The 21,257-nt window shown below is 53.9% G+C and carries 18 protein-coding genes, 1 tRNA gene and 3 rRNA genes; 12 read left to right on the top strand and 10 right to left on the bottom strand.

The annotated features are described in order from the left end of the window. Positions 1 to 97: 97 nt before the first annotated feature. The 6 genes from rng to csrD all read right to left on the bottom strand — a co-directional run bounded on the left by rng (position 98) and on the right by csrD (position 6,999). The gene (rng, locus tag ACMYSN_RS17315; RefSeq protein ID WP_123756270.1) at positions 98 to 1,567 is read right to left on the bottom strand and encodes a ribonuclease G; all 1,470 of its coding nucleotides are present in this window, start codon (positions 1,565 to 1,567) and stop codon (positions 98 to 100) included. A gap of 2 nt (positions 1,568 to 1,569) precedes the next feature. Beyond that, a complete protein-coding gene (locus ACMYSN_RS17310; protein ID WP_462495591.1) occupies positions 1,570 to 2,151 on the bottom strand; it encodes a Maf family protein in 582 nt (193 codons plus the stop codon). Positions 2,152 to 2,158: 7 nt separating this feature from the next. Next, a complete protein-coding gene (mreD, locus tag ACMYSN_RS17305) occupies positions 2,159 to 2,647 on the bottom strand; it encodes a rod shape-determining protein MreD (protein ID WP_123756268.1) in 489 nt (162 codons plus the stop codon). Then, positions 2,647 to 3,639: a rod shape-determining protein MreC gene (gene mreC / locus ACMYSN_RS17300; protein WP_462495590.1), complete on the bottom strand. Its 993-nt coding sequence runs from the start codon at positions 3,637 to 3,639 to the stop codon at positions 2,647 to 2,649. The genes mreD and mreC overlap by 1 nt, the downstream gene beginning before the upstream one ends. A 71-nt stretch (positions 3,640 to 3,710) precedes the next feature. Beyond that, positions 3,711 to 4,754, bottom strand: coding sequence for a rod shape-determining protein MreB (gene mreB / locus ACMYSN_RS17295; protein WP_002918653.1), 1,044 nt, complete (start codon positions 4,752 to 4,754; stop codon positions 3,711 to 3,713). Between the two features lie 304 nt (positions 4,755 to 5,058). Next, on the bottom strand, positions 5,059 to 6,999 hold the full coding sequence (gene csrD / locus ACMYSN_RS17290) for an RNase E specificity factor CsrD (protein WP_462495589.1): 1,941 nt from the start codon (positions 6,997 to 6,999) through the stop codon (positions 5,059 to 5,061). 222 nt (positions 7,000 to 7,221) lie between these two features. Between csrD and acuI the strand changes: the two genes are divergently transcribed. From acuI to ACMYSN_RS17230, 12 genes are all read left to right on the top strand, one after another. Beyond that, positions 7,222 to 8,196, top strand: a complete 975-nt coding sequence (gene acuI, locus ACMYSN_RS17285) for an MDR family oxidoreductase (RefSeq protein WP_462495588.1) — start codon at positions 7,222 to 7,224, stop codon at positions 8,194 to 8,196. Positions 8,197 to 8,273: 77 nt separating this feature from the next. Further along, positions 8,274 to 9,275 (top strand): protein-methionine-sulfoxide reductase catalytic subunit MsrP, encoded by a 1,002-nt coding sequence (gene msrP, locus ACMYSN_RS17280; protein ID WP_123756264.1) that lies wholly within the window; start codon positions 8,274 to 8,276, stop codon positions 9,273 to 9,275. Continuing rightward, entirely contained in the window at positions 9,275 to 9,874 is a 600-nt protein-coding gene (gene msrQ / locus ACMYSN_RS17275) for a protein-methionine-sulfoxide reductase heme-binding subunit MsrQ (protein WP_462495587.1), read from the top strand. Before msrP ends, msrQ begins: the two co-directional genes overlap by 1 nt. Positions 9,875 to 10,107: 233 nt before the next feature. Further along, positions 10,108 to 10,560: a type II 3-dehydroquinate dehydratase gene (gene aroQ, locus ACMYSN_RS17270; RefSeq protein ID WP_462495586.1), complete on the top strand. Its 453-nt coding sequence runs from the start codon at positions 10,108 to 10,110 to the stop codon at positions 10,558 to 10,560. 22 nt (positions 10,561 to 10,582) lie between these two features. Next, positions 10,583 to 11,047, top strand: coding sequence for an acetyl-CoA carboxylase biotin carboxyl carrier protein (gene accB / locus ACMYSN_RS17265; RefSeq protein ID WP_123756261.1), 465 nt, complete (start codon positions 10,583 to 10,585; stop codon positions 11,045 to 11,047). Between the two features lie 10 nt (positions 11,048 to 11,057). Next, positions 11,058 to 12,407 (top strand): acetyl-CoA carboxylase biotin carboxylase subunit, encoded by a 1,350-nt coding sequence (gene accC, locus ACMYSN_RS17260; RefSeq protein ID WP_123756260.1) that lies wholly within the window; start codon positions 11,058 to 11,060, stop codon positions 12,405 to 12,407. 111 nt (positions 12,408 to 12,518) lie between these two features. Then, positions 12,519 to 12,761, top strand: a complete 243-nt coding sequence (locus tag ACMYSN_RS17255) for a YhdT family protein (protein WP_462495585.1) — start codon at positions 12,519 to 12,521, stop codon at positions 12,759 to 12,761. Beyond that, positions 12,751 to 14,202 carry a sodium/pantothenate symporter gene (panF, locus tag ACMYSN_RS17250; RefSeq protein WP_123756258.1) on the top strand — a complete coding sequence of 484 codons (1,452 nt, stop codon included), beginning with the start codon at positions 12,751 to 12,753 and terminating at the stop codon, positions 14,200 to 14,202. The genes ACMYSN_RS17255 and panF overlap by 11 nt, the downstream gene beginning before the upstream one ends. A gap of 11 nt (positions 14,203 to 14,213) precedes the next feature. After that, entirely contained in the window at positions 14,214 to 15,095 is an 882-nt protein-coding gene (gene prmA, locus ACMYSN_RS17245; RefSeq protein ID WP_174509405.1) for a 50S ribosomal protein L11 methyltransferase, read from the top strand. 359 nt (positions 15,096 to 15,454) lie between these two features. Next, positions 15,455 to 16,420 carry a tRNA dihydrouridine synthase DusB gene (gene dusB, locus ACMYSN_RS17240; protein ID WP_462495584.1) on the top strand — a complete coding sequence of 322 codons (966 nt, stop codon included), beginning with the start codon at positions 15,455 to 15,457 and terminating at the stop codon, positions 16,418 to 16,420. A 23-nt stretch (positions 16,421 to 16,443) separates the two neighbouring features. After that, a complete protein-coding gene (gene fis, locus ACMYSN_RS17235) occupies positions 16,444 to 16,740 on the top strand; it encodes a DNA-binding transcriptional regulator Fis (RefSeq protein WP_000462905.1) in 297 nt (98 codons plus the stop codon). Positions 16,741 to 17,211: 471 nt separating this feature from the next. Further along, entirely contained in the window at positions 17,212 to 17,433 is a 222-nt protein-coding gene (locus tag ACMYSN_RS17230; protein ID WP_434582818.1) for a putative periplasmic lipoprotein, read from the top strand. Between the two features lie 256 nt (positions 17,434 to 17,689). On the opposite strand, the gene rrf (ACMYSN_RS17225) is transcribed toward ACMYSN_RS17230, so the two are convergent. From rrf (ACMYSN_RS17225) to ACMYSN_RS17210, 4 genes are all read right to left on the bottom strand, one after another. Further along, a 5S ribosomal RNA gene (gene rrf, locus ACMYSN_RS17225) occupies positions 17,690 to 17,805 on the bottom strand. 37 nt (positions 17,806 to 17,842) lie between these two features. Continuing rightward, a tRNA-Thr gene (locus ACMYSN_RS17220) sits at positions 17,843 to 17,918 on the bottom strand. Between the two features lie 14 nt (positions 17,919 to 17,932). Continuing rightward, positions 17,933 to 18,048, bottom strand: a 5S ribosomal RNA gene (rrf, locus tag ACMYSN_RS17215). A 93-nt stretch (positions 18,049 to 18,141) separates the two neighbouring features. Further along, positions 18,142 to 21,045: ribosomal RNA gene (locus tag ACMYSN_RS17210) — 23S ribosomal RNA — on the bottom strand. Between the last annotated feature and the right edge of the window lie 212 nt (positions 21,046 to 21,257).

The raw sequence follows: 21,257 nt of genomic DNA, 5'->3' as shown, positions 1-21,257 counted from the left end.
ATCATCCGTCTGGTTGCCTCTGCGTCAGCGACCTTCACTTCATGGTGAAGCATCGCCAGTTTGTGTCCATAAATACCTGAACAGAGCTGACGGATGATTACATCATAACGACATCGAACTGCTCTTGATTATAGAGCGGCTCAATTTGAACTTTGACCTGCTTGCCAACAAAGATTTCGACTTCCGCTAGCGCGTGCGACTCTTCCCCTTTTAAGGTTTCCGCGACAGCAGGAGAAGCATAGACCAGGAAACGGTCGGAATCGTAGGCATGGTGCACACGGACAATCTCACGCATGATTTCATAGCACACGGTTTCCACTGATTTCACCGTACCGCGGCCATGACAGGTAGGGCAGTCTTTACACAAGACATGCTCAACGCTTTCACGCGTACGCTTACGGGTCATCTCAACCAGTCCGAGCTGAGAGAAACCGTTAATACTGGTTTTCACCCGGTCTTTACTCAGTGCCTGTTCCAGCGAATGCAGCACCCGACGGCGGTGATCCTCATTATTCATATCAATGAAATCAATGATAATAATGCCGCCCAGGTTGCGCAGACGTAGCTGGCGGGCGATGGCCTGAGTCGCCTCGATATTGGTATTGAAGATGGTGTCATCGAGATTACGGTGGCCCACAAATGCGCCGGTGTTGATATCCACGGTGGTCATCGCTTCGGTCTGGTCGATAACCAGATAACCACCGGACTTCAGCTCCACTTTGCGCTCCAGCGCGCGCTGGATCTCGTTCTCGACGTCAAAGAGATCGAAGATCGGCTGGCGGCCGCTGTAATGCTCCAGCTTGCTGGTCATCTCAGGCATATATTCAGCGGTAAACTCGACCAGCGATTCATAAGTCAGGCGCGAATCGACGCGAATACGATCGAGGTGTTCGTCGGCGAAGTCACGCAGCACACGCTGAGCCAGCGCCAGCTCTCCGTAGAGTTGATAGCGCGTCTGCTGACGTTTCTTACGCTCCATGACCTTGGTCCAGACCCGCTTAAGATAAGCGGCATCGGCGGCCAGTTCCTGTTCGTGTACGCCTTCTGCGGCGGTACGGATGATAAAACCGCCCTGCTCATCGCAGTAGTCGGCCACCACGCGCTTCAACCGTTCGCGTTCCGCTTCACTTTCAATACGCTGGGATACGCCAACGTGAGACGCTCCAGGCATAAACACCAGATAGCGGGAGGGTAGCGTAATATCGGTGGTCAGGCGGGCGCCTTTGGTGCCGAGCGGATCTTTCACCACCTGTACCATCAGGTCCTGGCCCTGGCGCACCAGTTCGGAAATATCACGCACGGTGAACTGTTTTTGCTCTTCTCCGGCAACGCATTCGGTATGCGGCATAATATCTGACGCATGCAAAAATGCGGCCTTATCCAGGCCAATATCTACAAAAGCCGCCTGCATTCCCGGCAGCACACGACTGACGCGCCCTTTGTAGATATTGCCTACGATCCCGCGTCGCGCTTCGCGCTCAATATGAATTTCCTGCAGAATACCGCCATCGATGTACGCAACGCGCGTCTCCGATGGTGTTACGTTAACGAGTAGTTCAGCCGTCATCTTTATCCCTTTTCTTCACGCAGTGAGTTAAAGTTACTCAGCAACTCATACGTTTCTACCAGCGGTAAGCCGACTACGGCGTGATAGCTGCCATTAATCTTCCTGACGAAACAGCCACCCAGCCCTTGAATACCGTATGCACCTGCTTTATCGAGCGGTTCGCCGCTGGCCACGTAGCCGGCAATATCCTGCTCTGAGAGCAGGCGGAAGGTCACTTCCGTCATCACCAGGCAATCCAGCGTCTGCTGCTTGTCGGCCAACGCCACGGCCGTCATGACCTGGTGCGTTTTCCCGGAAAGCATACGCAGCATCTCTGCGGCATGGTCAGCGTCGTGGGGTTTTTCCAGCACTTCGCCGTTCAGTATGACAATGGTATCCGCACCCAGTACCGGCAGATCCCGCTCGGCCAGCACCACGCCCGCCTGCGCTTTTTCACGCGCCAGACGAACGACATAATGCTCGGCGCTCTCCTGCGGTAAACGTTGTTCCTCAATACCGGGAACCAGACGTTCAAAACACAGACCCATTTGCGTCAGCAATTCCTGCCGACGTGGAGAGCCAGAAGCGAGATACAACATCATCATATCAACCTTATTGCACCGCAAATTGCTGACGCACCTTACGCATCAGGAGGAATAACCAGGGCCACAGCACACCGTTTACTACACTACTCCAGAACACTTCCGGACGGAAAGAGACGTTGATCACTAAAAACTCTGACCAGAAAACAACGATATCCACCGCGAGCGATAGCATCATGACCACCAGCGCCTGCTGCCAGAGTGCCAGATTGCGGAACAGCTGATATTTCAGAGCGACCAGATAAGCGATGATACTTAACGATAGCGCGCGAACGCCCAGTGTCGACCCGCTGATGAGGTCAAGGATTGCCCCCATCACAAAACCGGTGCCGACATTGACCCGATGCGGTAAGGCCAGGATCCAGTAAAGCAGAATAAGGAACACCCAGTTTGGCCGGTAGACGGTAAGATCCGCCGGCCAGGGCATTACCTGCAGCAATAGTGCGATAAGAAACGAGAGCCAGATAACCCAGCGTCCCTGGCTTCGGTAGCTTGCCACTATTGCCCCCCTGCAGGCAGAGGTTGCGCAGGTGGCGTCAGGCCGGTTGCCGGCGCGGGCATTTGCGGCCCCATGGCATCCGGTGCCGGCAGAACCTGCGGCATCATCTGCATCAGGCGCTCATTGGCCACGCGATGGACTTCTTCCGGCGTCATCGGATTGGCTCCGTTACGATCGGCACCCCACAGCAGCAGCAGGTAGCGCAGACGCTGCAGACCGGCGGTCGGACGCGCCTGAATAACCGTATAGGCACGCTGCGTATCCAGCTTCACGGAAGAGACCACCCCGACCGGATAACCTTCCGGGAAACGCCCACCGAGGCCAGAAGTCACTAGCACATCACCGACGCGAATATCGGTATTGGCCGGCAGGTGTTCCAGCTGCAAATCGTCAGTACAGCCGTTACCGGCCGCAATCACGCGGATATCATTACGCAGTACCTGAATAGGCAAGGCATGGGTCGCATCGCAAATCAACAGAACGCGGCTGGTGAGCTTCGCCACCGCCACGACCTGGCCGACAACACCTTTGTCGCTGATTACCGGCTGGCCTTCATAGACGCCGTTGACGCTACCTTTATCGATGACAACCTGATCGCTGTAAGGATCGTTAACCGTTGAGATGACCTGGGTCACCATTTTTTGCTCATCCTGGCGCAGCGGTGAGCCCAGCAGTTCACGCAGACGCGCGTTCTCCTGCTTGTACTGACCCAGCATCAGCAAATCGCTGTTCTTCAGCAGCAACTCCTGGCGCAGTGCACGGTTTTCCAGTTTGAGCTGATCGCGGGTAGCCAGCGTTTGCGACACGCTGTCCAGTAATTCCCGGGGACCATTTGAGACAAAGTAGAAAGGACTGACGGCTGTGTCCATATACGTTCGGATCTGACTGAACGTACCCAGGCGGCTGTCGGCGATAATCACGCCAAGCGCCACCAGAACCGCCAGAATAAGGCGAATCTGTAGCGACGGGCCACGGCTAAAAATTGGCTTCATAGGCTATGCGTATTCTCGTGTCAGTTAAGACCAGGGGTAGCGTTTACGAACTACCCCAGACCTTCGGCTGACTACTCTTCGCTAAACAAGTCGCCGCCGTGCATGTCGATCATTTCCAGCGCTTTACCGCCGCCACGCGCGACGCAAGTCAGTGGATCTTCTGCAACTACGACAGGAATACCTGTCTCTTCCATCAACAGACGGTCAAGGTTACGCAGCAGCGCACCACCGCCGGTCAGCACCATGCCGCGCTCGGAGATATCAGAAGCCAGCTCTGGCGGACACTGTTCCAGTGCGACCATTACTGCGCTCACGATACCGGTCAGCGGTTCCTGCAGGGCTTCGAGAATTTCATTGGAGTTCAGGGTAAAGCCACGTGGCACACCTTCTGCCAGGTTACGGCCGCGAACTTCGATCTCACGCACTTCATCACCCGGGTATGCCGAGCCGATTTCATGCTTGATACGTTCCGCCGTTGCTTCACCGATCAGTGAGCCGTAGTTACGACGCACATAATTAATCACGGCTTCATCGAAACGGTCACCGCCGATACGTACGGAAGAGGAGTACACCACACCGTTCAGGGAGATAACCGCAACTTCTGTGGTACCACCACCGATATCCACCACCATTGAACCGGTAGCTTCAGAAACCGGCAGGCCCGCACCGATTGCGGCCGCCATCGGCTCTTCAATCAGGAAGACTTCACGCGCGCCTGCACCTTGCGCAGATTCACGAATCGCACGACGTTCAACCTGAGTCGCACCAACCGGCACGCACACCAGAACACGCGGGCTCGGACGCATGAAGCTATTGCTGTGCACCTGTTTGATAAAGTGCTGGAGCATCTTTTCAGTAACGAAGAAGTCGGCAATAACGCCGTCTTTCATCGGGCGAATCGCCGCGATATTGCCCGGAGTACGCCCGAGCATCTGCTTCGCTTCATGACCAACAGCAGCGACGCTTTTCGGCGAACCGGCACGATCCTGACGAATGGCCACAACTGAAGGCTCATTCAATACGATGCCTTGTCCTTTTACATAGATAAGGGTATTCGCAGTACCCAGGTCAATGGACAGGTCATTGGAAAACATGCCACGAAATTTTTTTAACATACTAAGGGATAATCCTGAAAGCTGGGGCGGAAAACAAAATCCGCTTACTTTACCAACCACACGCAGCAGCGACAAGGCGCAAAAATCATCTGCTACGGTGAAAATTAGTGCAGTTCATGTCCTTCGTTACAAATTTACCGGGTCCATTCAGTGCTGAAATGTTCAACAGCGCTCAGCGCTTGAATCCGTAACCCGTCAAAGGTCATTTACTGGCATTTACATTGCGATAATCCGGCAGGTAGACAAGCACACCCCCTTCACTATGGCGCGCGTTATTCTACGTGAAATCACGCTAAACGGCAGATCAAACCGAGTATCTTTGCGAATATTTTTTCACATTTGTGTCAAGTGGCTGTGAGGCGGCAAAAAATTCCCCCTGACCACCGGTGACACCGCACTGAGACAGCACCTGCCACTCGCTTCGACTCCGGACTCCGGTGGCAAAAACCTGGACCGGCATGCCCTTACAGGCCTCCACCAGGCTCTGCACCAGCAGCTGGTTCTCACTGCGCTTTTCTATATTGCGCGACAGCCCCGGGTGCAGCTTAATAACTTCGACGTCTAACTGCTTGATCCAGCTGGTTCCAACCAGCGTTAATCCAGCCTGAACAACCGCCACGCGTATACCCAAAGCGTTCACCAGGCGCATGACCGGTTGTAAGCGACCGATATATTGACAAACATCTGCCTCTGCAAGTTCAAAAATAATCCGTCGCCGTTGCGATTTTTCACATTGCATCAAAGTATCACGCAACCAGCGCTGAAAACGCGGCCGGATCAATGATTCAACGGTGACCTGCAGCGCGAGATTTTCTTCCGGCCAAAAACTTAAAAATGGCAGCAGTCGCGTCACCTGCAGCCGGTCATACTCTTCCGCCAGACCAAACTGCTGCACCATCGGCATATATTCTGCCGCAATGACTTCTTCCGTGCCGTCGTACAGCCGTGACATCAGCTCGCGATGATGGACCCGACCGTCACGCGTTACCGCCGGTTTCTGATACAAACGCGGTCCACCGCGGCTGAGCATCTGCTCAATCAGCGTGCGCCAACGGACGTTGCCGCGCCCTTTCTCTGGTAACGAATCATCATAAACCGCCCAGCTATTGCTGCCCTGGAGTACCGCATTGCGGGTGGCAGCCTCAGCGCGTTCCATCACCTGCGCCGCGGTCTGGCCGCTGCGGAAGGCACAGATGCCGATATGCATCATGTCGTCACGGTCAAGAATGCGGGTCGGAGGCAGCGCATCAACCGCTTTTAACAGCAGCCCGGCGATGCTATCGGCCTCTTTTAAGGTGCGATGAGGAAGGAGTACCGCAAAATCACTGCGGTGATAACGCGCCAGCAGCGATCCTGGGTAGCGCATAATAAAAGTAGAAAGCAGGTTAATCAGCGTGAAGTAATGCTCTTCGGCAGCAGCGCGTCCCCAGTTATCCCGAAGCAGGTCGAATTCCGGCAGACGAATCATCATTACGATACCGTGTGACCCGACTTTTTCCTGATCTTCCAGCAGGGTAGCCAGCTGGTTGTCAAAAAACAGACGATTGCTTAGCCCGGTTTTCGAATCCTGCGCGGCATAAGAACGAATAAGCGTATCCATACGGCTGCGCTGGTCGCTGGCAAATTGTAGTTCAGAGAGCAGCATATCCAGCGCGCTACTGGTACTCGCCGGCCACTCGTGTACCGACCCTCTCACCTGGGGACCGCGCTCGCCGCTAAGGATCCGCGCCGCTCTCAGCTCCAGCAATTCCTGCCCCGCCAGTTGACGGCGAACCCAGCGTACGGAGAGGAAAATCGCCAGCACCATCAGGCCAATGGCAATCGATAATGGCGCGGTGATATGCAGCGCACGGAAATAGTTCACCATCGGGTCGAGATAGACCAGATGAAGCGTCATCCCCGGGTGTTTTAACGACGGTACAATGATTTCACGATACTGATTATTACTTCCCAGCGGACGATAGCTGTCGCTACGCGAGTGGCTGTACACCGACTTCCCGCCGAGCAGGAAATCCACCCGGACGATCTCGACCGGCGTCATCAGCTCATCCATCTGCGGCTCAAGCTTATCAAAGGAAGAGGTCACCAGGCGGTTATCCAGCATCGCCGCCACGGCCTGGACGCGATTTTCCATTTTCAGCTGAATACCGTTATAGAAACTCAGCGAAGCACCTATAAGCGTGACAAAGATGGTCAGGCTGGTAAGCAGCGTGACAAATGCTGAGAACTTCGTCGTTAATCGCATCCCTGTGTTAACTCCGCGAGTGAATGACCGCCCGATAGAAATTCAGGCTCCTGTACTAGCGCTGCTATACCTAAAGTAAGCACTAACTTTCTAAAGCGCGAGGCATACTATCAAAGCTGGCGTATCTGGCAATTTATTGCGTTAAATCGGCGTAATAATGCCGATAGCGAGTATAGTCTGCAGAAAAAATTTTCCAATCTTTGTACATATAAGGACCCGCATATGCAGGCTTTAATATTAGAACAGCAGGATGGCAAAACAATATCTTCGGTGCAAACCATCGACGCAGGGCAACTACCGCAAGGCGATGTCACCGTCGATATTCAATGGTCCAGCCTCAACTATAAAGATGCGCTGGCGATCACCGGCAAGGGAAAAATCATTCGAAACTTTCCGATGATTCCTGGCATCGATTTCGCCGGTACGGTTCACGCCAGCGAAGATCCCCGTTTCCACAGCGGCCAGAAAGTGCTGCTGACCGGCTGGGGCGTCGGTGAAAACCACTGGGGCGGCCTGGCAGAGCGCGCCAGGGTGAAGGGTGACTGGCTGGTTGCCATGCCCGCCGGCCTGGATGGCCGCAAAGCTATGGCTATCGGCACCGCCGGTTTTACCGCCATGCTGTGCGTGATGGCGCTGGAAGATGCCGGTATTCGCCCGCAGGATGGCGAAATCGTGGTGACGGGCGCCAGCGGCGGCGTTGGCAGTACCGCTGTTGCGCTGCTGCATCAACTGGGTTACCAGGTCGTCGCGGTATCGGGTCGTGAAAGCACGCATGAATACCTGAAAAGCCTCGGTGCTCAACGCATTCTCGGGCGTGAAGAGTTTGCCGAAACCCGTCCGCTGGAAAAACAGCTGTGGGCCGGTGCGGTCGATACCGTCGGGGATAAAGTGCTGGCGAAAGTGCTGGCACAGATGAACTATGGCGGCTGCGTCGCCGCCTGTGGCCTGGCCGGGGGCTTCGCGCTGCCGACCACGGTCATGCCGTTTATTTTACGTAACGTCCGCCTGCAGGGCGTGGACTCAGTGATGACGCCACCGGCACGCCGTGCTGAAGCCTGGCAGCGTCTGGTCCGCGATCTACCGGAATCGTTCTACGCCACCAGCACCACCGAGATCGCCCTCGCAGAGGCGCCGGCATTCGCTGACAAAATCATCAATAACCAGATCCAGGGCCGGACGCTGGTCAAGATCGCCTAATCTGCAATTTTTCGTGACATATTCGCGATAACGCTTCGCCTCCGTCATGCTTAGGAAAAAGCATGCCGGAGGATGTCATGAAACCCAAAAAACTCACGGAAGCCGATGTAACGGCTGAATCCGTTTTTATGCTGCAGCGCCGCCAGGTTCTGAAGACCCTCGGTATTACCGCCACGGCCCTCTCACTTTCTCCTGTCGCCCAGGCCGATCTTCTGGATTGGTTCAAAGGCCATGACCGCCCTCCCGCCCCGGCAGGAAAAGCGTTAACCTTCGACAAGCCCGCACAATGGCAAAGCTCCCTCGCCCTCACGCCGGAAGATAAAGTCGCGGGCTACAACAATTTCTATGAATTTGGCCTCGATAAAGCCGACCCCGCAGCCAATGCCGGTAGCCTGCGTACCGATCCCTGGACGCTGACCATTGGCGGTGAAGTCGCTAAACCACTGACCCTTGATCATGATGACCTCACCAGACGTTTCCCACTAGAGGAACGCATTTACCGGATGCGCTGCGTGGAGGCCTGGTCAATGGTGGTGCCATGGGTCGGTTTCCCACTGCATAAACTGCTGGCGCTGGTTGAACCCACCAGCAATGCCCGGTTCGTGGCGTTTAAAACGATTTACGCCCCGGACCAGATGCCAGGGCAGAAGGACCGTTTTATCGGCGGCGGGCTGGCTTATCCTTATGTGGAAGGGTTGCGGCTGGACGAAGCGATGCACCCTCTGACGCTGTTAAGCGTCGGCGTCTATGGTAAAGCGTTGCCGCCGCAAAATGGCGCGCCAGTGCGCCTGACCGTGCCATGGAAATATGGTTTTAAAGGCATTAAATCGATCGTCAGCATCGAGTTGACCCGTGAACGTCCCCCCACCACCTGGAATCTGGCGGGCCCGGAAGAATATGGCTTCTACGCCAATGTGAATCCTCATGTCGACCATCCGCGCTGGTCGCAGGCCACAGAACGCTTTATCGGTTCAGGGGGCGTGCTCGACGTTAAGCGCCAGCCCACCTTGTTATTCAACGGCTATGCTGACGAAGTGGCATCGCTCTATCGGGGTCTTAATCTGCGGGAGAACTACTAGTGCGCCTGAGTGTAAAACAGATTACCTGGCTGAAAGTGGTTCTCCACCTGGCCGGTTTTTTGCCGTTCATCTGGCTGTTCTGGGCCGGACAACAGGGCTACTTTAGCGCCGACCCGGCAAAAGATATTCAACACTTTACCGGTAGGATGGCTCTTAAATTTTTGCTCGCGACCTTGCTTGTCTCGCCGCTGGCACGCTACGCTAAACAACCATTATTGATTCGTACCCGGCGTTTGTTGGGATTATGGTGTTTCGCCTGGGCGACGCTGCATCTCACCAGCTACACATTGCTGGAGTTAGGGATCAACAACCTGGCGCTGCTGGGTTCAGAGGTGGTCAGCAGACCGTATCTTACATTAGGCCTTATCAGCTGGTTGATTTTGCTGGCGCTGGCCGCGACCTCGACTCAGGCACTACAGCGAAAATTAGGCCGTCGTTGGCAAACATTGCACAACTTCGTCTATCTGGTGGCGCTCCTCGCGCCGGTTCATTACCTGTGGTCGGTGAAGATTTTATCCCCGCAACCGGTGATTTATGCGGTACTCGCCGCACTGCTTTTAGCATGGCGTTACAAGAAGTTCCGTCAGTGGTGGCGTTAATCACCGGATATGTGCAGTTTCCCGCAGATCTTTTATCAACCGCGACGCTTTTAACAATAGCGGTTGATAATCTTCCCTGATAAGACCAGTATTTAGCTGCCAAATGCTACGAAATCGTTATAATGTGCGACTTTGGTTTTCCTGACGGGGTTTTCGGACTCTGAAAAGGTGACAAGCGCGCTTCGAAGGTATATTTTGTTTTTTACCCGAGAATGGCAGGAGATAGCCGCACAATGGCTGACAAGTTTCGCATTTTGCTTTTAAACGGACCCAACCTTAACATGCTTGGAACACGCGAGCCTGAGAAGTACGGAACCCTTAAGCTTTCTGAGATTGTTAACCAATTGCAGTCAGAAGCCTCGGCTCTGAATGTTACGCTGGATCACCTGCAGTCCAATGCGGAGTTCGTGCTCATCGACCGAATTCATCAGGCTAAAGACACTGTGGACTATATCCTGATTAATCCGGCCGCGTTTACGCACACCAGCGTGGCTATCCGCGATGCGTTACTTGCGGTGAGTATCCCGTTTATCGAGATCCACCTGAGCAACGTACATGCACGCGAACCGTTCCGTCACCACTCCTATCTGTCGGATATCGCCTCGGGCGTCATCTGCGGACTTGGTGCGGACGGCTATTCATACGCTTTACAGACGGCGGTAAAACGCCTGTCACAATCACACTAAACAAAGAGTACGGAACCCACTCATGGATATTCGTAAGATTAAAAAGCTGATCGAGCTGGTTGAAGAATCAGGCATCTCCGAACTGGAAATTTCTGAAGGCGAAGAGTCTGTACGCATCAGCCGTGCCGCACCAAATGCGGGCTACCCGGTCATGCAGCAGGCCTATGCCGCACCAATGATGCAGGCTCCGGTTGCAGCAGCACCAGCAGCTGCCGCTCAGGCAGAAGCAGCGCCGGCGAAAGCAGAAATCAGCGGTCACATCGTACGTTCCCCGATGGTCGGTACTTTCTACCGTACCCCGAGCCCGGACGCTAAAGCGTTTGTGGAAATCGGTCAGAAAGTTAACGTGGGCGACACCCTGTGCATCGTAGAAGCAATGAAAATGATGAACCAGATCGAAGCCGATAAAGCCGGCGTGGTGAAAGCCATTCTGATCGAAAGTGGCCAACCGGTAGAATTTGACGAGCCGCTGGTAGTCATCGAGTAACGAGGCGAACATGCTGGATAAAATTGTTATCGCCAACCGTGGCGAGATTGCACTGCGTATCCTGCGTGCCTGTAAAGAACTGGGCATCAAGACCGTTGCTGTGCACTCCACTGCGGATCGCGATCTAAAACACGTATTGTTAGCGGATGAGACGGTCTGTATCGGCCCGGCTCCGTCCGTTAAAAGCTATCTGAACATCCCGGCGATCATCAGCGCGGCTGAAATCACCGGTGCGGTGGCTATCCACCCAGGATACGGCTTCCTCTCGGAGAACGCGAACTTCGCCGAGCAGGTAGAACGTTCTGGCTTTATCTTTATCGGCCCGAAAGCCGACACGATTCGCCTGATGGGCGACAAAGTGTCAGCAATCACCGCGATGAAGAAAGCAGGCGTTCCGACCGTTCCAGGTTCTGACGGCCCTCTGGGTGAAGATATGGATGCTAACCGTGCCCATGCGAAACGCATCGGCTACCCGGTTATCATCAAAGCCTCCGGCGGCGGCGGCGGTCGCGGTATGCGTGTTGTGCGCAGCGATGCCGAACTGGCGCAATCCATCTCCATGACCAAAGCTGAAGCGAAAGCCGCGTTCAACAATGACATGGTCTACATGGAAAAGTACCTGGAAAATCCGCGTCACATCGAGATCCAGGTACTGGCTGACGGCCAGGGCAACGCTATCTATCTGGCAGAGCGCGACTGTTCTATGCAGCGTCGTCACCAGAAAGTGGTCGAAGAAGCGCCAGCACCGGGTATTACGCCGGAACTGCGTCGCTACATCGGCGAGCGCTGCTCCAAAGCCTGTGTCGATATCGGCTATCGTGGCGCCGGGACCTTCGAGTTCCTGTTCGAAAACGGCGAGTTCTACTTCATTGAAATGAACACCCGTATTCAGGTTGAACACCCGGTCACTGAAATGATCACCGGCGTTGACCTTATCAAAGAACAGCTGCGTATTGCTGCAGGCCAGCCGCTTTCCATCAAGCAAGAAGAAGTTCATGTCCGTGGCCATGCGGTTGAATGCCGTATCAACGCCGAAGACCCGAACACCTTCCTGCCGAGCCCGGGTAAAATTACTCGCTTCCACGCGCCTGGCGGTTTTGGCGTGCGCTGGGAGTCTCATATCTACGCAGGCTATACCGTGCCTCCGTATTATGACTCAATGATTGGCAAGCTGATTTGCTACGGTGAGAACCGTGATGTTGCCATTTCACGCATGAAAAATGCGCTGCAGGAACTGATCATCGATGGTATCAAAACCAACGTCGATCTGCAGATTCGCATCATGAATGACGAGAATTTCCAGCACGGTGGAACCAACATCCACTATCTGGAGAAAAAACTCGGTCTGCAGGAAAAATAATCCTGCTCATGCAGCAAAAGGCCGGTTAATCCGGCCTTTTTTCTTTTTCTCTCCTCTCGTCTTTACCATGCGGTACAATCCCCGCTTTCTTCATCCTCCCGGGACTCAAAAATGGACAAACGGTTTGTTCAGGCCCACAAAGAAGCGCGCTGGGCGCTGTGGCTGACCCTTCTCTATCTTGCTGCCTGGCTGGTCGCGGCTTACCTACCGGGTAATGGCATTGGCATCACCGGTCTGCCGCACTGGTTCGAAATGGCCTGCCTGCTGGTGCCCTTGCTGTTTACGCTGCTGTGCTGGGCCATGGTGAAGTTTATCTACTGCGATATTCCTCTGGAGGATGACGATGCAGCCTGAAGTGATCCTGCCGCTGGTTGCCTACCTGGTGGTAGTGTTTGGCCTGTCGATTTATGCGATGCGCAAACGCACGACCGGCACATTCCTCAACGAATATTTTCTCGGCAGCCGTTCAATGGGCGGCTTCGTGCTGGCCATGACCCTGACCGCCACCTATATCAGCGCCAGTTCATTCATTGGTGGCCCGGGTGCGGCCTATAAATACGGGCTTGGCTGGGTCCTGCTGGCGATGATCCAGCTGCCTGCCGTGTGGTTGTCTCTGGGCGTGCTGGGAAAAAAATTCGCGATCCTTGCCCGTCGTTATAACGCGGTGACCCTCAACGATATGCTGTTCGCTCGCTACCAAAGCCGTCTGCTGGTGTGGCTGGCAAGCCTCAGCCTGCTGGTTGCGTTTATCGGCGCAATGACGGTGCAGTTTATCGGTGGTGCGCGATTACTGGAAACCGCTGCCGGTATCCCGTACGAAACCGGCCTGCTGATTTTCGGTATCAGCATCGCGCTCTACACCGCTTTTGGCGGCTTCCGCGCCAGCGTGCTGAATGATGCAATGCAGGGGCTGGTAATGCTGGTTGGCACCATCGTGCTGCTGGTCGGTATCGTTCATGCTGCGGGTGGTCTGAGCCAGGCGGTGCAGACCCTGGAACACATCGATCCGAAGCTGGTTGCGCCTCAGGGAGCGGACGATATTCTGTCGCCGACCTTTATGACCTCTTTCTGGGTGCTGGTCTGCTTTGGGGTTATCGGGCTGCCGCACACGGCGGTGCGCTGTATCTCCTATAAAGACAGCAAGGCGGTGCACCGTGGGATTATTCTCGGCACCATCGTGGTGGCGATCCTGATGTTTGGTATGCACCTCGCCGGCGCCCTGGGCCGTGCGGTGATCCCGGATCTGACGATTCCGGATCTGGTGATCCCGACACTGATGGTGAAAGTGCTGCCGCCGTTTGCCGCCGGGATCTTCCTTGCCGCACCAATGGCGGCGATCATGTCGACGATCAACGCGCAGTTATTGCAGAGTTCCGCTACGATCATTAAGGATTTGTACCTGAACCTGCACCCGGAACAGCTGCATAATGAGAAACGCCTGAAGCGGATGTCGGCGCTGATTACGCTGATCCTCGGCGCGCTGCTGCTGCTGGCGGCCTGGCGGCCACCTGAAATGATCATCTGGCTGAACCTGTTAGCCTTTGGTGGCCTGGAAGCGGTGTTCCTATGGCCGCTGGTGCTGGGACTGTACTGGGAGCGTGCGAATGCGGCCGGTGCGCTCAGCGCCATGCTGGTCGGCGGCATACTGTATGCCGTCCTCGCCACGTTCAAGATTCAGTACCTGGGCTTTCACCCGATCGTGCCCTCGCTGCTGCTAAGTTTGCTGGCTTTTGTGGTGGGAAACCGTTTTGGTCAACCCGTACCACCTGCCCCTATTATGACTACTGACAAATAAAGAGTTTTGCTATGCCATGGATCCAACTGAAACTGAATACCACCGGCGCCCACGCTGAAGAGCTGAGCGACGCGCTGATGGAGGCCGGTGCGGTCTCCATCACCTTCCAGGATACCCACGATACACCGGTATTCGAACCGCTGCCGGGCGAAACCCGCCTGTGGGGCGATACTGACGTTATCGGCCTGTTTGATGCCGAAAGCGATATGCATGAGGTCGTGGCTATCCTTGAGCAGCATCCGCTGCTGGGGACCGGTTTTGCGCATAAAATCGAACAGCTGGAAGATAAAGACTGGGAACGCGAATGGATGGATAACTTCCACCCGATGCGTTTCGGCGAGCGCCTGTGGATTTGTCCGAGCTGGCGTGACGTGCCGGATGAAAACGCGGTCAACGTGATGCTCGATCCAGGCCTCGCATTTGGTACCGGCACGCACCCGACCACCTCGCTGTGTCTGCAGTGGCTGGACAGCCTGGATCTGGCGGGCAAAACCATCATCGATTTCGGCTGTGGTTCGGGTATCCTGGCCATTGCCGCGCTGAAGCTCGGCGCGGCTAAAGCGATCGGCATTGATATCGATCCCCAGGCGATTCAGGCCAGCCGTGATAACGCCGAGCGCAATGGCGTCTCCGACCGTCTGGAACTCTATTTACCGCAGGACCAGCCAGACGCGCTCAGCGCCGATGTCGTGGTCGCCAACATTCTGGCCGGCCCGTTACGTGAGTTAGCCCCGTTAATCAGCGTGCTGCCCGTCTCAGGCGGTCTGTTGGGCCTTTCAGGTATTCTTGCCAGCCAGGCGGAAAGCGTCTGCGAAGCATATATCGACCGCTTTACTCTCGACCCGGTGGTGGAGAAAGAAGAGTGGTGCCGCATTACCGGCCAGCGCAAATAACACCGCAGTGCGGCCTGCGGGCCGCCCTTTTGTTTCCAGTAACCGCTGAATGACGTCAAGAAATGAGAGCCAGATCGCATTACGATGCGCTTTTTTGGCTACAAAAACAGCGTTTTATGCCGTCAACGGTCGCCATTTTCTAAGAAAAATCGAGAAGTTTTGCGATTTTATAAATGGGCACAAATTATCCGCTATTGATTAAGATAATGATTAATATGGTAATTTAATCATCTCTTTTATGTCGATACTGGATTCATTGATCTGTGACAGAGGATTGCTCAAAGTTTGGCCTTTCATCTCGTGCAAAAAATGCGTAATATACGCCGCCTTGCAGTCACAGTATGGTCATTTCTTAATTCATGCGCATCGGACACTATCAGCTCAGAAATCGCCTGATTGCAGCGCCTATGGCTGGCATCACTGACAGACCATTCAGGACGCTGTGTTATGAGATGGGAGCCGGTTTAACCGTTTCCGAGATGATGTCCTCCAACCCGCAGGTTTGGGAGAGTGACAAGTCCCGTTTACGGATGGTGCACGTTGATGAGCCCGGTATTCGTACCGTGCAAATCGCCGGTAGCGTACCGGAAGAGATGGCCGCAGCCGCCCGTATTAACGTGGAAAGCGGTGCCCAGATTATTGATATTAATATGGGGTGCCCGGCGAAAAAGGTGAATCGCAAGCTCGCAGGTTCAGCCCTCTTGCAGTATCCCGATCAGGTGAAGTTAATCCTGACGGCGGTCGTCAAGGCAGTGGACGTTCCCGTGACACTCAAGATTCGCACCGGTTGGGAGCCGGAACACCGTAACTGTGTAGAGATTGCCCAACTGGCCGAAGACTGCGGCATTCAGGCCCTGACCATTCATGGACGCACTCGCGCCTGTTTGTTCAATGGCGAAGCTGAATACGACAGCATTCGGGCAGTAAAGCAGAAAGTTTCCATTCCGATTATCGCGAATGGTGACATTACTGACCCGCTTAAAGCCAGAGCTGTGCTCGACTATACGGGAGCTGATGCTCTGATGATAGGACGTGCGGCTCAGGGAAGACCCTGGATCTTTCGGGAAATCCAGCATTATCTGGACACTGGAGAGCTGCTTGCCCCACTGCCACTGGCAGAGGTTAAGCGCTTGCTTTGTTCGCATGTTCGGGAATTGCATGACTTTTATGGCCATGCAAAAGGGTACCGAATTGCGCGTAAACACGTATCCTGGTATCTCCAGGAGCACGCTCCAAATGACCAGTTTCGGCGCACATTCAACGCCATAGAGGATGCCAGCGAACAGCTGGAGGCGTTGGAGGCATACTTCGAAAATCTTGCGTAATGAAATAAAGAGCTGACAGAACTATGTTCGAACAACGCGTAAATTCTGACGTACTGACCGTTTCTACCGTTAACTCTCAGGATCAGGTAACTCAAAAACCCCTGCGTGACTCGGTTAAACAGGCACTGAAGAACTATTTTGCTCAACTGAATGGTCAGGATGTGAATGACCTGTATGAGCTAGTACTGGCTGAAGTTGAACAGCCCCTGTTGGACATGGTGATGCAATACACCCGTGGTAACCAGACCCGTGCGGCCCTGATGATGGGTATCAACCGCGGTACTCTGCGTAAAAAACTGAAAAAATACGGCATGAACTGATACTAATCAGTTAATTGCTTGTGATAAAAGGCGCTCTTCGGCATGGGGAAGCGCCTTTTTATTTTCTGGCTCCTGCCTCCCCTGAACACCTTCCTGCTGAAACAGCGTATGCGACAGCACAGCGCATATTACGCGATCGTTGCTAAAAGATTAGCCTGAACCAAAGAGGTGACCGGGAAGCCAATGTCGTGGATTCTGGGGGCTCTCATTGGCATACGATACCCTCTGCGCTGTATAGCGTGAGTTTCAGACCTTTCACCGAGTCTGACTCACGAAGCCGTTAAAAATGTGTTTCTTTGCTCCACTCTGCATATTTCCCACATAATCCCACAACCTTCTCCATGATATTTACGCTGGTCATAAATTGAGATTATTTCGTCTGCCGGGACCTGATATTGCTAATGGTAAAATAACGCATTCCGTCATGTATCTGAATCGATACAACCAGGCGGTTTATTCAGAGGTCCTGTCATGAAAAAATTAATTATAGTGTCACTGCTGGCGACTTTACTCGCAGGCTGTGCTCACGATTCCCCCTGCGTGCCGGTCTATGATTCTGAGGGCAGACTGGTCCATACCAACACCTGTATGAAAGGGACCACCCAGGATAACTGGGAAACGGCAGGCGCTATCGCAGGCGGTGCTGCAGCCGTTGCCGGTTTAACCCTTGGCATTGTGGCGTTAACTCGTTAAGTTTGAGTACGGCGGCATACCGCCAGGATAAACAGCAGATAACACAAAGGGCCCCGTCGCAAGACGGAGCCCTTTTGTATTACGTGATGCCGGGTAATGATAGGGCGGACTTTCCTGCCCATCCCCTCCTCGGGCCGTTGCTGCGCAACGTTCACATTCGTTCCCGACGAATCTGAACCGCCAAAGAATGCTCACCGACAAACAACAGATAAGCAAAAGGCTCAGTCTTTCGACTGAGCCTTTTGCTTTATTTGATGCCTGGCAATTCCCTACTCTCACATGGGGAGACCCCACACTACCATCGGCGCTACGGCGTTTCACTTCTGAGTTCGGCATGGGGTCAGGTGGGACCACCGCGCTCTCGTCGCCAGGCAAATTCTTTTAAAGTACTAACTTATAACTTAAAAACTGGTGCTGATACCCAGAGTCGAACTGGGGACCTCACCCTTACCAAGGGTGCGCTCTACCAACTGAGCCATATCAGCACACTAAATTTGATGCCTGGCAGTTCCCTACTCTCACATGGGGAGACCCCACACTACCATCGGCGCTACGGCGTTTCACTTCTGAGTTCGGCATGGGGTCAGGTGGGACCACCGCGCTATTGCCGCCAGGCAAATTCTGTTACCAGGATGCTAAAAGCACCCCAGTTAATCTGTATCAGGCTGAAAATCTTCTCTCTGCTCACCAAAACAGCTTTGGCGTTGTAAGGTTAAGCCTCACGGTTCATTAGTATCGGTTAGCTCAACGTATCGCTACGCTTACACACCCGACCTATCAACGTCGTAGTCTTCAACGTTCCTTCAGGACTCTCAAGGAGTCAGGGAGAACTCATCTCGGGGCAAGTTTCGTGCTTAGATGCTTTCAGCACTTATCTTTTCCGCATTTAGCTACCGGGCAATGCCATTGGCATGACAACCCGAACACCAGTGATGCGTCCACTCCGGTCCTCTCGTACTAGGAGCAGCCCCCCTCAATTCTCCAGCGCCCACGGCAGATAGGGACCGAACTGTCTCACGACGTTCTAAACCCAGCTCGCGTACCACTTTAAACGGCGAACAGCCGTACCCTTGGGACCTACTTCAGCCCCAGGATGTGATGAGCCGACATCGAGGTGCCAAACACCGCCGTCGATATGAACTCTTGGGCGGTATCAGCCTGTTATCCCCGGAGTACCTTTTATCCGTTGAGCGATGGCCCTTCCATTCAGAACCACCGGATCACTATGACCTGCTTTCGCACCTGCTCGCGCCGTCACGCTCGCAGTCAAGCTAGCTTATGCCATTGCACTAACCTCCTGATGTCCGACCAGGATTAGCTAACCTTCGTGCTCCTCCGTTACTCTTTGGGAGGAGACCGCCCCAGTCAAACTACCCACCAGACACTGTCCGCAACCCGGATCACGGGTCTACGTTAGAACATCAAACATTAAAGGGTGGTATTTCAAGGTTGGCTCCACGCAGACTGGCGTCCACGCTTCAAAGCCTCCCACCTATCCTACACATCAAGGCTCAATGTTCAGTGTCAAGCTATAGTAAAGGTTCACGGGGTCTTTCCGTCTTGCCGCGGGTACACTGCATCTTCACAGCGAGTTCAATTTCACTGAGTCTCGGGTGGAGACAGCCTGGCCATCATTACGCCATTCGTGCAGGTCGGAACTTACCCGACAAGGAATTTCGCTACCTTAGGACCGTTATAGTTACGGCCGCCGTTTACCGGGGCTTCGATCAAGAGCTTCTCCTTGCGGATAACCCCATCAATTAACCTTCCGGCACCGGGCAGGCGTCACACCGTATACGTCCACTTTCGTGTTTGCACAGTGCTGTGTTTTTAATAAACAGTTGCAGCCAGCTGGTATCTTCGACTGATTTCAGCTCCATGAGCAAGTCACTTCACTTACCATCAGCGTGCCTTCTCCCGAAGTTACGGCACCATTTTGCCTAGTTCCTTCACCCGAGTTCTCTCAAGCGCCTTGGTATTCTCTACCTGACCACCTGTGTCGGTTTGGGGTACGATTTGATGTTACCTGATGCTTAGAGGCTTTTCCTGGAAGCAGGGCATTTGTTACTTCAGCACCGTAGTGCCTCGTCATCACACCTCAGCGTTAACAGAAGTCCGGATTTACCTAAACTTCCCGCCTACATGCTTAAACCGGGACAACCGTCGCCCGGCTAACATAGCCTTCTCCGTCCCCCTTCGCAGTAACACCGAGTACAGGAATATTAACCTGTTTCCCATCGACTACGCCTTTCGGCCTCGCCTTAGGGGTCGACTCACCCTGCCCCGATTAACGTTGGACAGGAACCCTTGGTCTTCCGGCGAGCGGGCTTTTCACCCGCTTTATCGTTACTTATGTCAGCATTCGCACTTCTGATACCTCCAGCAACCCTCACAGGCCACCTTCAACGGCTTACAGAACGCTCCCCTACCCAACAACACATAGTGTCGCTGCCGCAGCTTCGGTGCATGGTTTAGCCCCGTTACATCTTCCGCGCAGGCCGACTCGACCAGTGAGCTATTACGCTTTCTTTAAATGATGGCTGCTTCTAAGCCAACATCCTGGCTGTCTGTGCCTTCCCACATCGTTTCCCACTTAACCATGACTTTGGGACCTTAGCTGGCGGTCTGGGTTGTTTCCCTCTTCACGACGGACGTTAGCACCCGCCGTGTGTCTCCCGTGATAACATTCTTCGGTATTCGTAGTTTGCATCGGGTTGGTAAGTCGGGATGACCCCCTAGCCGAAACAGTGCTCTACCCCCGAAGATGAGTTCACGAGGCGCTACCTAAATAGCTTTCGGGGAGAACCAGCTATCTCCCGGTTTGATTGGCCTTTCACCCCCAGCCACAAGTCATCCGCTAATTTTTCAACATTAGTCGGTTCGGTCCTCCAGTTAGTGTTACCCAACCTTCAACCTGCCCATGGCTAGATCACCGGGTTTCGGGTCTATACCCTGCAACTTAACGCCCAGTTAAGACTCGGTTTCCCTGCGGCTCCCCTATACGGTTAACCTTGCTACAGAATATAAGTCGCTGACCCATTATACAAAAGGTACGCAGTCACCTAACGAGTAGGCTCCCACTGCTTGTACGTACACGGTTTCAGGTTCTTTTTCACTCCCCTCGCCGGGGTTCTTTTCGCCTTTCCCTCACGGTACTGGTTCACTATCGGTCAGTCAGGAGTATTTAGCCTTGGAGGATGGTCCCCCATATTCAGACAGGATACCACGTGTCCCGCCCTACTCTTCGAGTTCACAACGTGTGCATTTTAGTGTACGGGGCTATCACCCTGTACCGCCGGACTTTCCAGACCGTTCCACTAACACACGCGCTGATTCAGACTCTGGGCTCCTCCCCGTTCGCTCGCCGCTACTGGGGGAATCTCGGTTGATTTCTTTTCCTCGGGGTACTTAGATGTTTCAGTTCCCCCGGTTCGCTTCGTTAAGCTATGTATTCACTTAACGATAGTGTGACGAATCACACTGGGTTTCCCCATTCGGAAATCGCCGGTTATAACGGTTCATATCACCTTACCGACGCTTATCGCAGATTAGCACGTCCTTCATCGCCTCTGACTGCCAGGGCATCCACCGTGTACGCTTAGTCGCTTAACCTCACAACCCGAAGCTGTTTCGTAAAACAGTCCGCGTTGCGAAAATTTGAGAGACTCGAACACACCGCTTTTCCTTTCTTATTACGGAGAAAGGAAACAGTGTGTCGTTTCAATTTTCAGCTTGATCCAGATTTTTAAAGAGCAAAATTTCACAATGCACTTCACAGTACATTTTGAAATTTATCATTCATCAGACAATCTGTGTGGACACTA

Origin of the sequence: Klebsiella sp. R445 (assembly GCF_051131755.1) — a bacterium.
GTDB classification, from domain to species: Bacteria; Pseudomonadota; Gammaproteobacteria; order Enterobacterales; family Enterobacteriaceae; genus Klebsiella; species Klebsiella lignicola.
Note: the sequence above shows the minus strand (reverse complement) of the source record. Positions and strands in the feature narration are given on the sequence as shown.

Coding starts and splice junctions, on each gene's coding strand:
- rng (WP_123756270.1), bottom strand. CDS start 1,567: ATGACGGCTGAACTACTCGTTAACGTAACACCATCGGAGACGCGCGTT.
- ACMYSN_RS17310 (WP_462495591.1), bottom strand. CDS start 2,151: ATGATGATGTTGTATCTCGCTTCTGGCTCTCCACGTCGGCAGGAATTG.
- mreC (WP_462495590.1), bottom strand. CDS start 3,639: ATGAAGCCAATTTTTAGCCGTGGCCCGTCGCTACAGATTCGCCTTATT.
- mreB (WP_002918653.1), bottom strand. CDS start 4,754: ATGTTAAAAAAATTTCGTGGCATGTTTTCCAATGACCTGTCCATTGAC.
- csrD (WP_462495589.1), bottom strand. CDS start 6,999: ATGCGATTAACGACGAAGTTCTCAGCATTTGTCACGCTGCTTACCAGC.
- acuI (WP_462495588.1), top strand. CDS start 7,222: ATGCAGGCTTTAATATTAGAACAGCAGGATGGCAAAACAATATCTTCG.
- msrP (WP_123756264.1), top strand. CDS start 8,274: ATGAAACCCAAAAAACTCACGGAAGCCGATGTAACGGCTGAATCCGTT.
- aroQ (WP_462495586.1), top strand. CDS start 10,108: ATGGCTGACAAGTTTCGCATTTTGCTTTTAAACGGACCCAACCTTAAC.
- accB (WP_123756261.1), top strand. CDS start 10,583: ATGGATATTCGTAAGATTAAAAAGCTGATCGAGCTGGTTGAAGAATCA.
- accC (WP_123756260.1), top strand. CDS start 11,058: ATGCTGGATAAAATTGTTATCGCCAACCGTGGCGAGATTGCACTGCGT.
- ACMYSN_RS17255 (WP_462495585.1), top strand. CDS start 12,519: ATGGACAAACGGTTTGTTCAGGCCCACAAAGAAGCGCGCTGGGCGCTG.
- panF (WP_123756258.1), top strand. CDS start 12,751: ATGCAGCCTGAAGTGATCCTGCCGCTGGTTGCCTACCTGGTGGTAGTG.
- prmA (WP_174509405.1), top strand. CDS start 14,214: ATGCCATGGATCCAACTGAAACTGAATACCACCGGCGCCCACGCTGAA.
- dusB (WP_462495584.1), top strand. CDS start 15,455: ATGCGCATCGGACACTATCAGCTCAGAAATCGCCTGATTGCAGCGCCT.
- fis (WP_000462905.1), top strand. CDS start 16,444: ATGTTCGAACAACGCGTAAATTCTGACGTACTGACCGTTTCTACCGTT.
- ACMYSN_RS17230 (WP_434582818.1), top strand. CDS start 17,212: ATGAAAAAATTAATTATAGTGTCACTGCTGGCGACTTTACTCGCAGGC.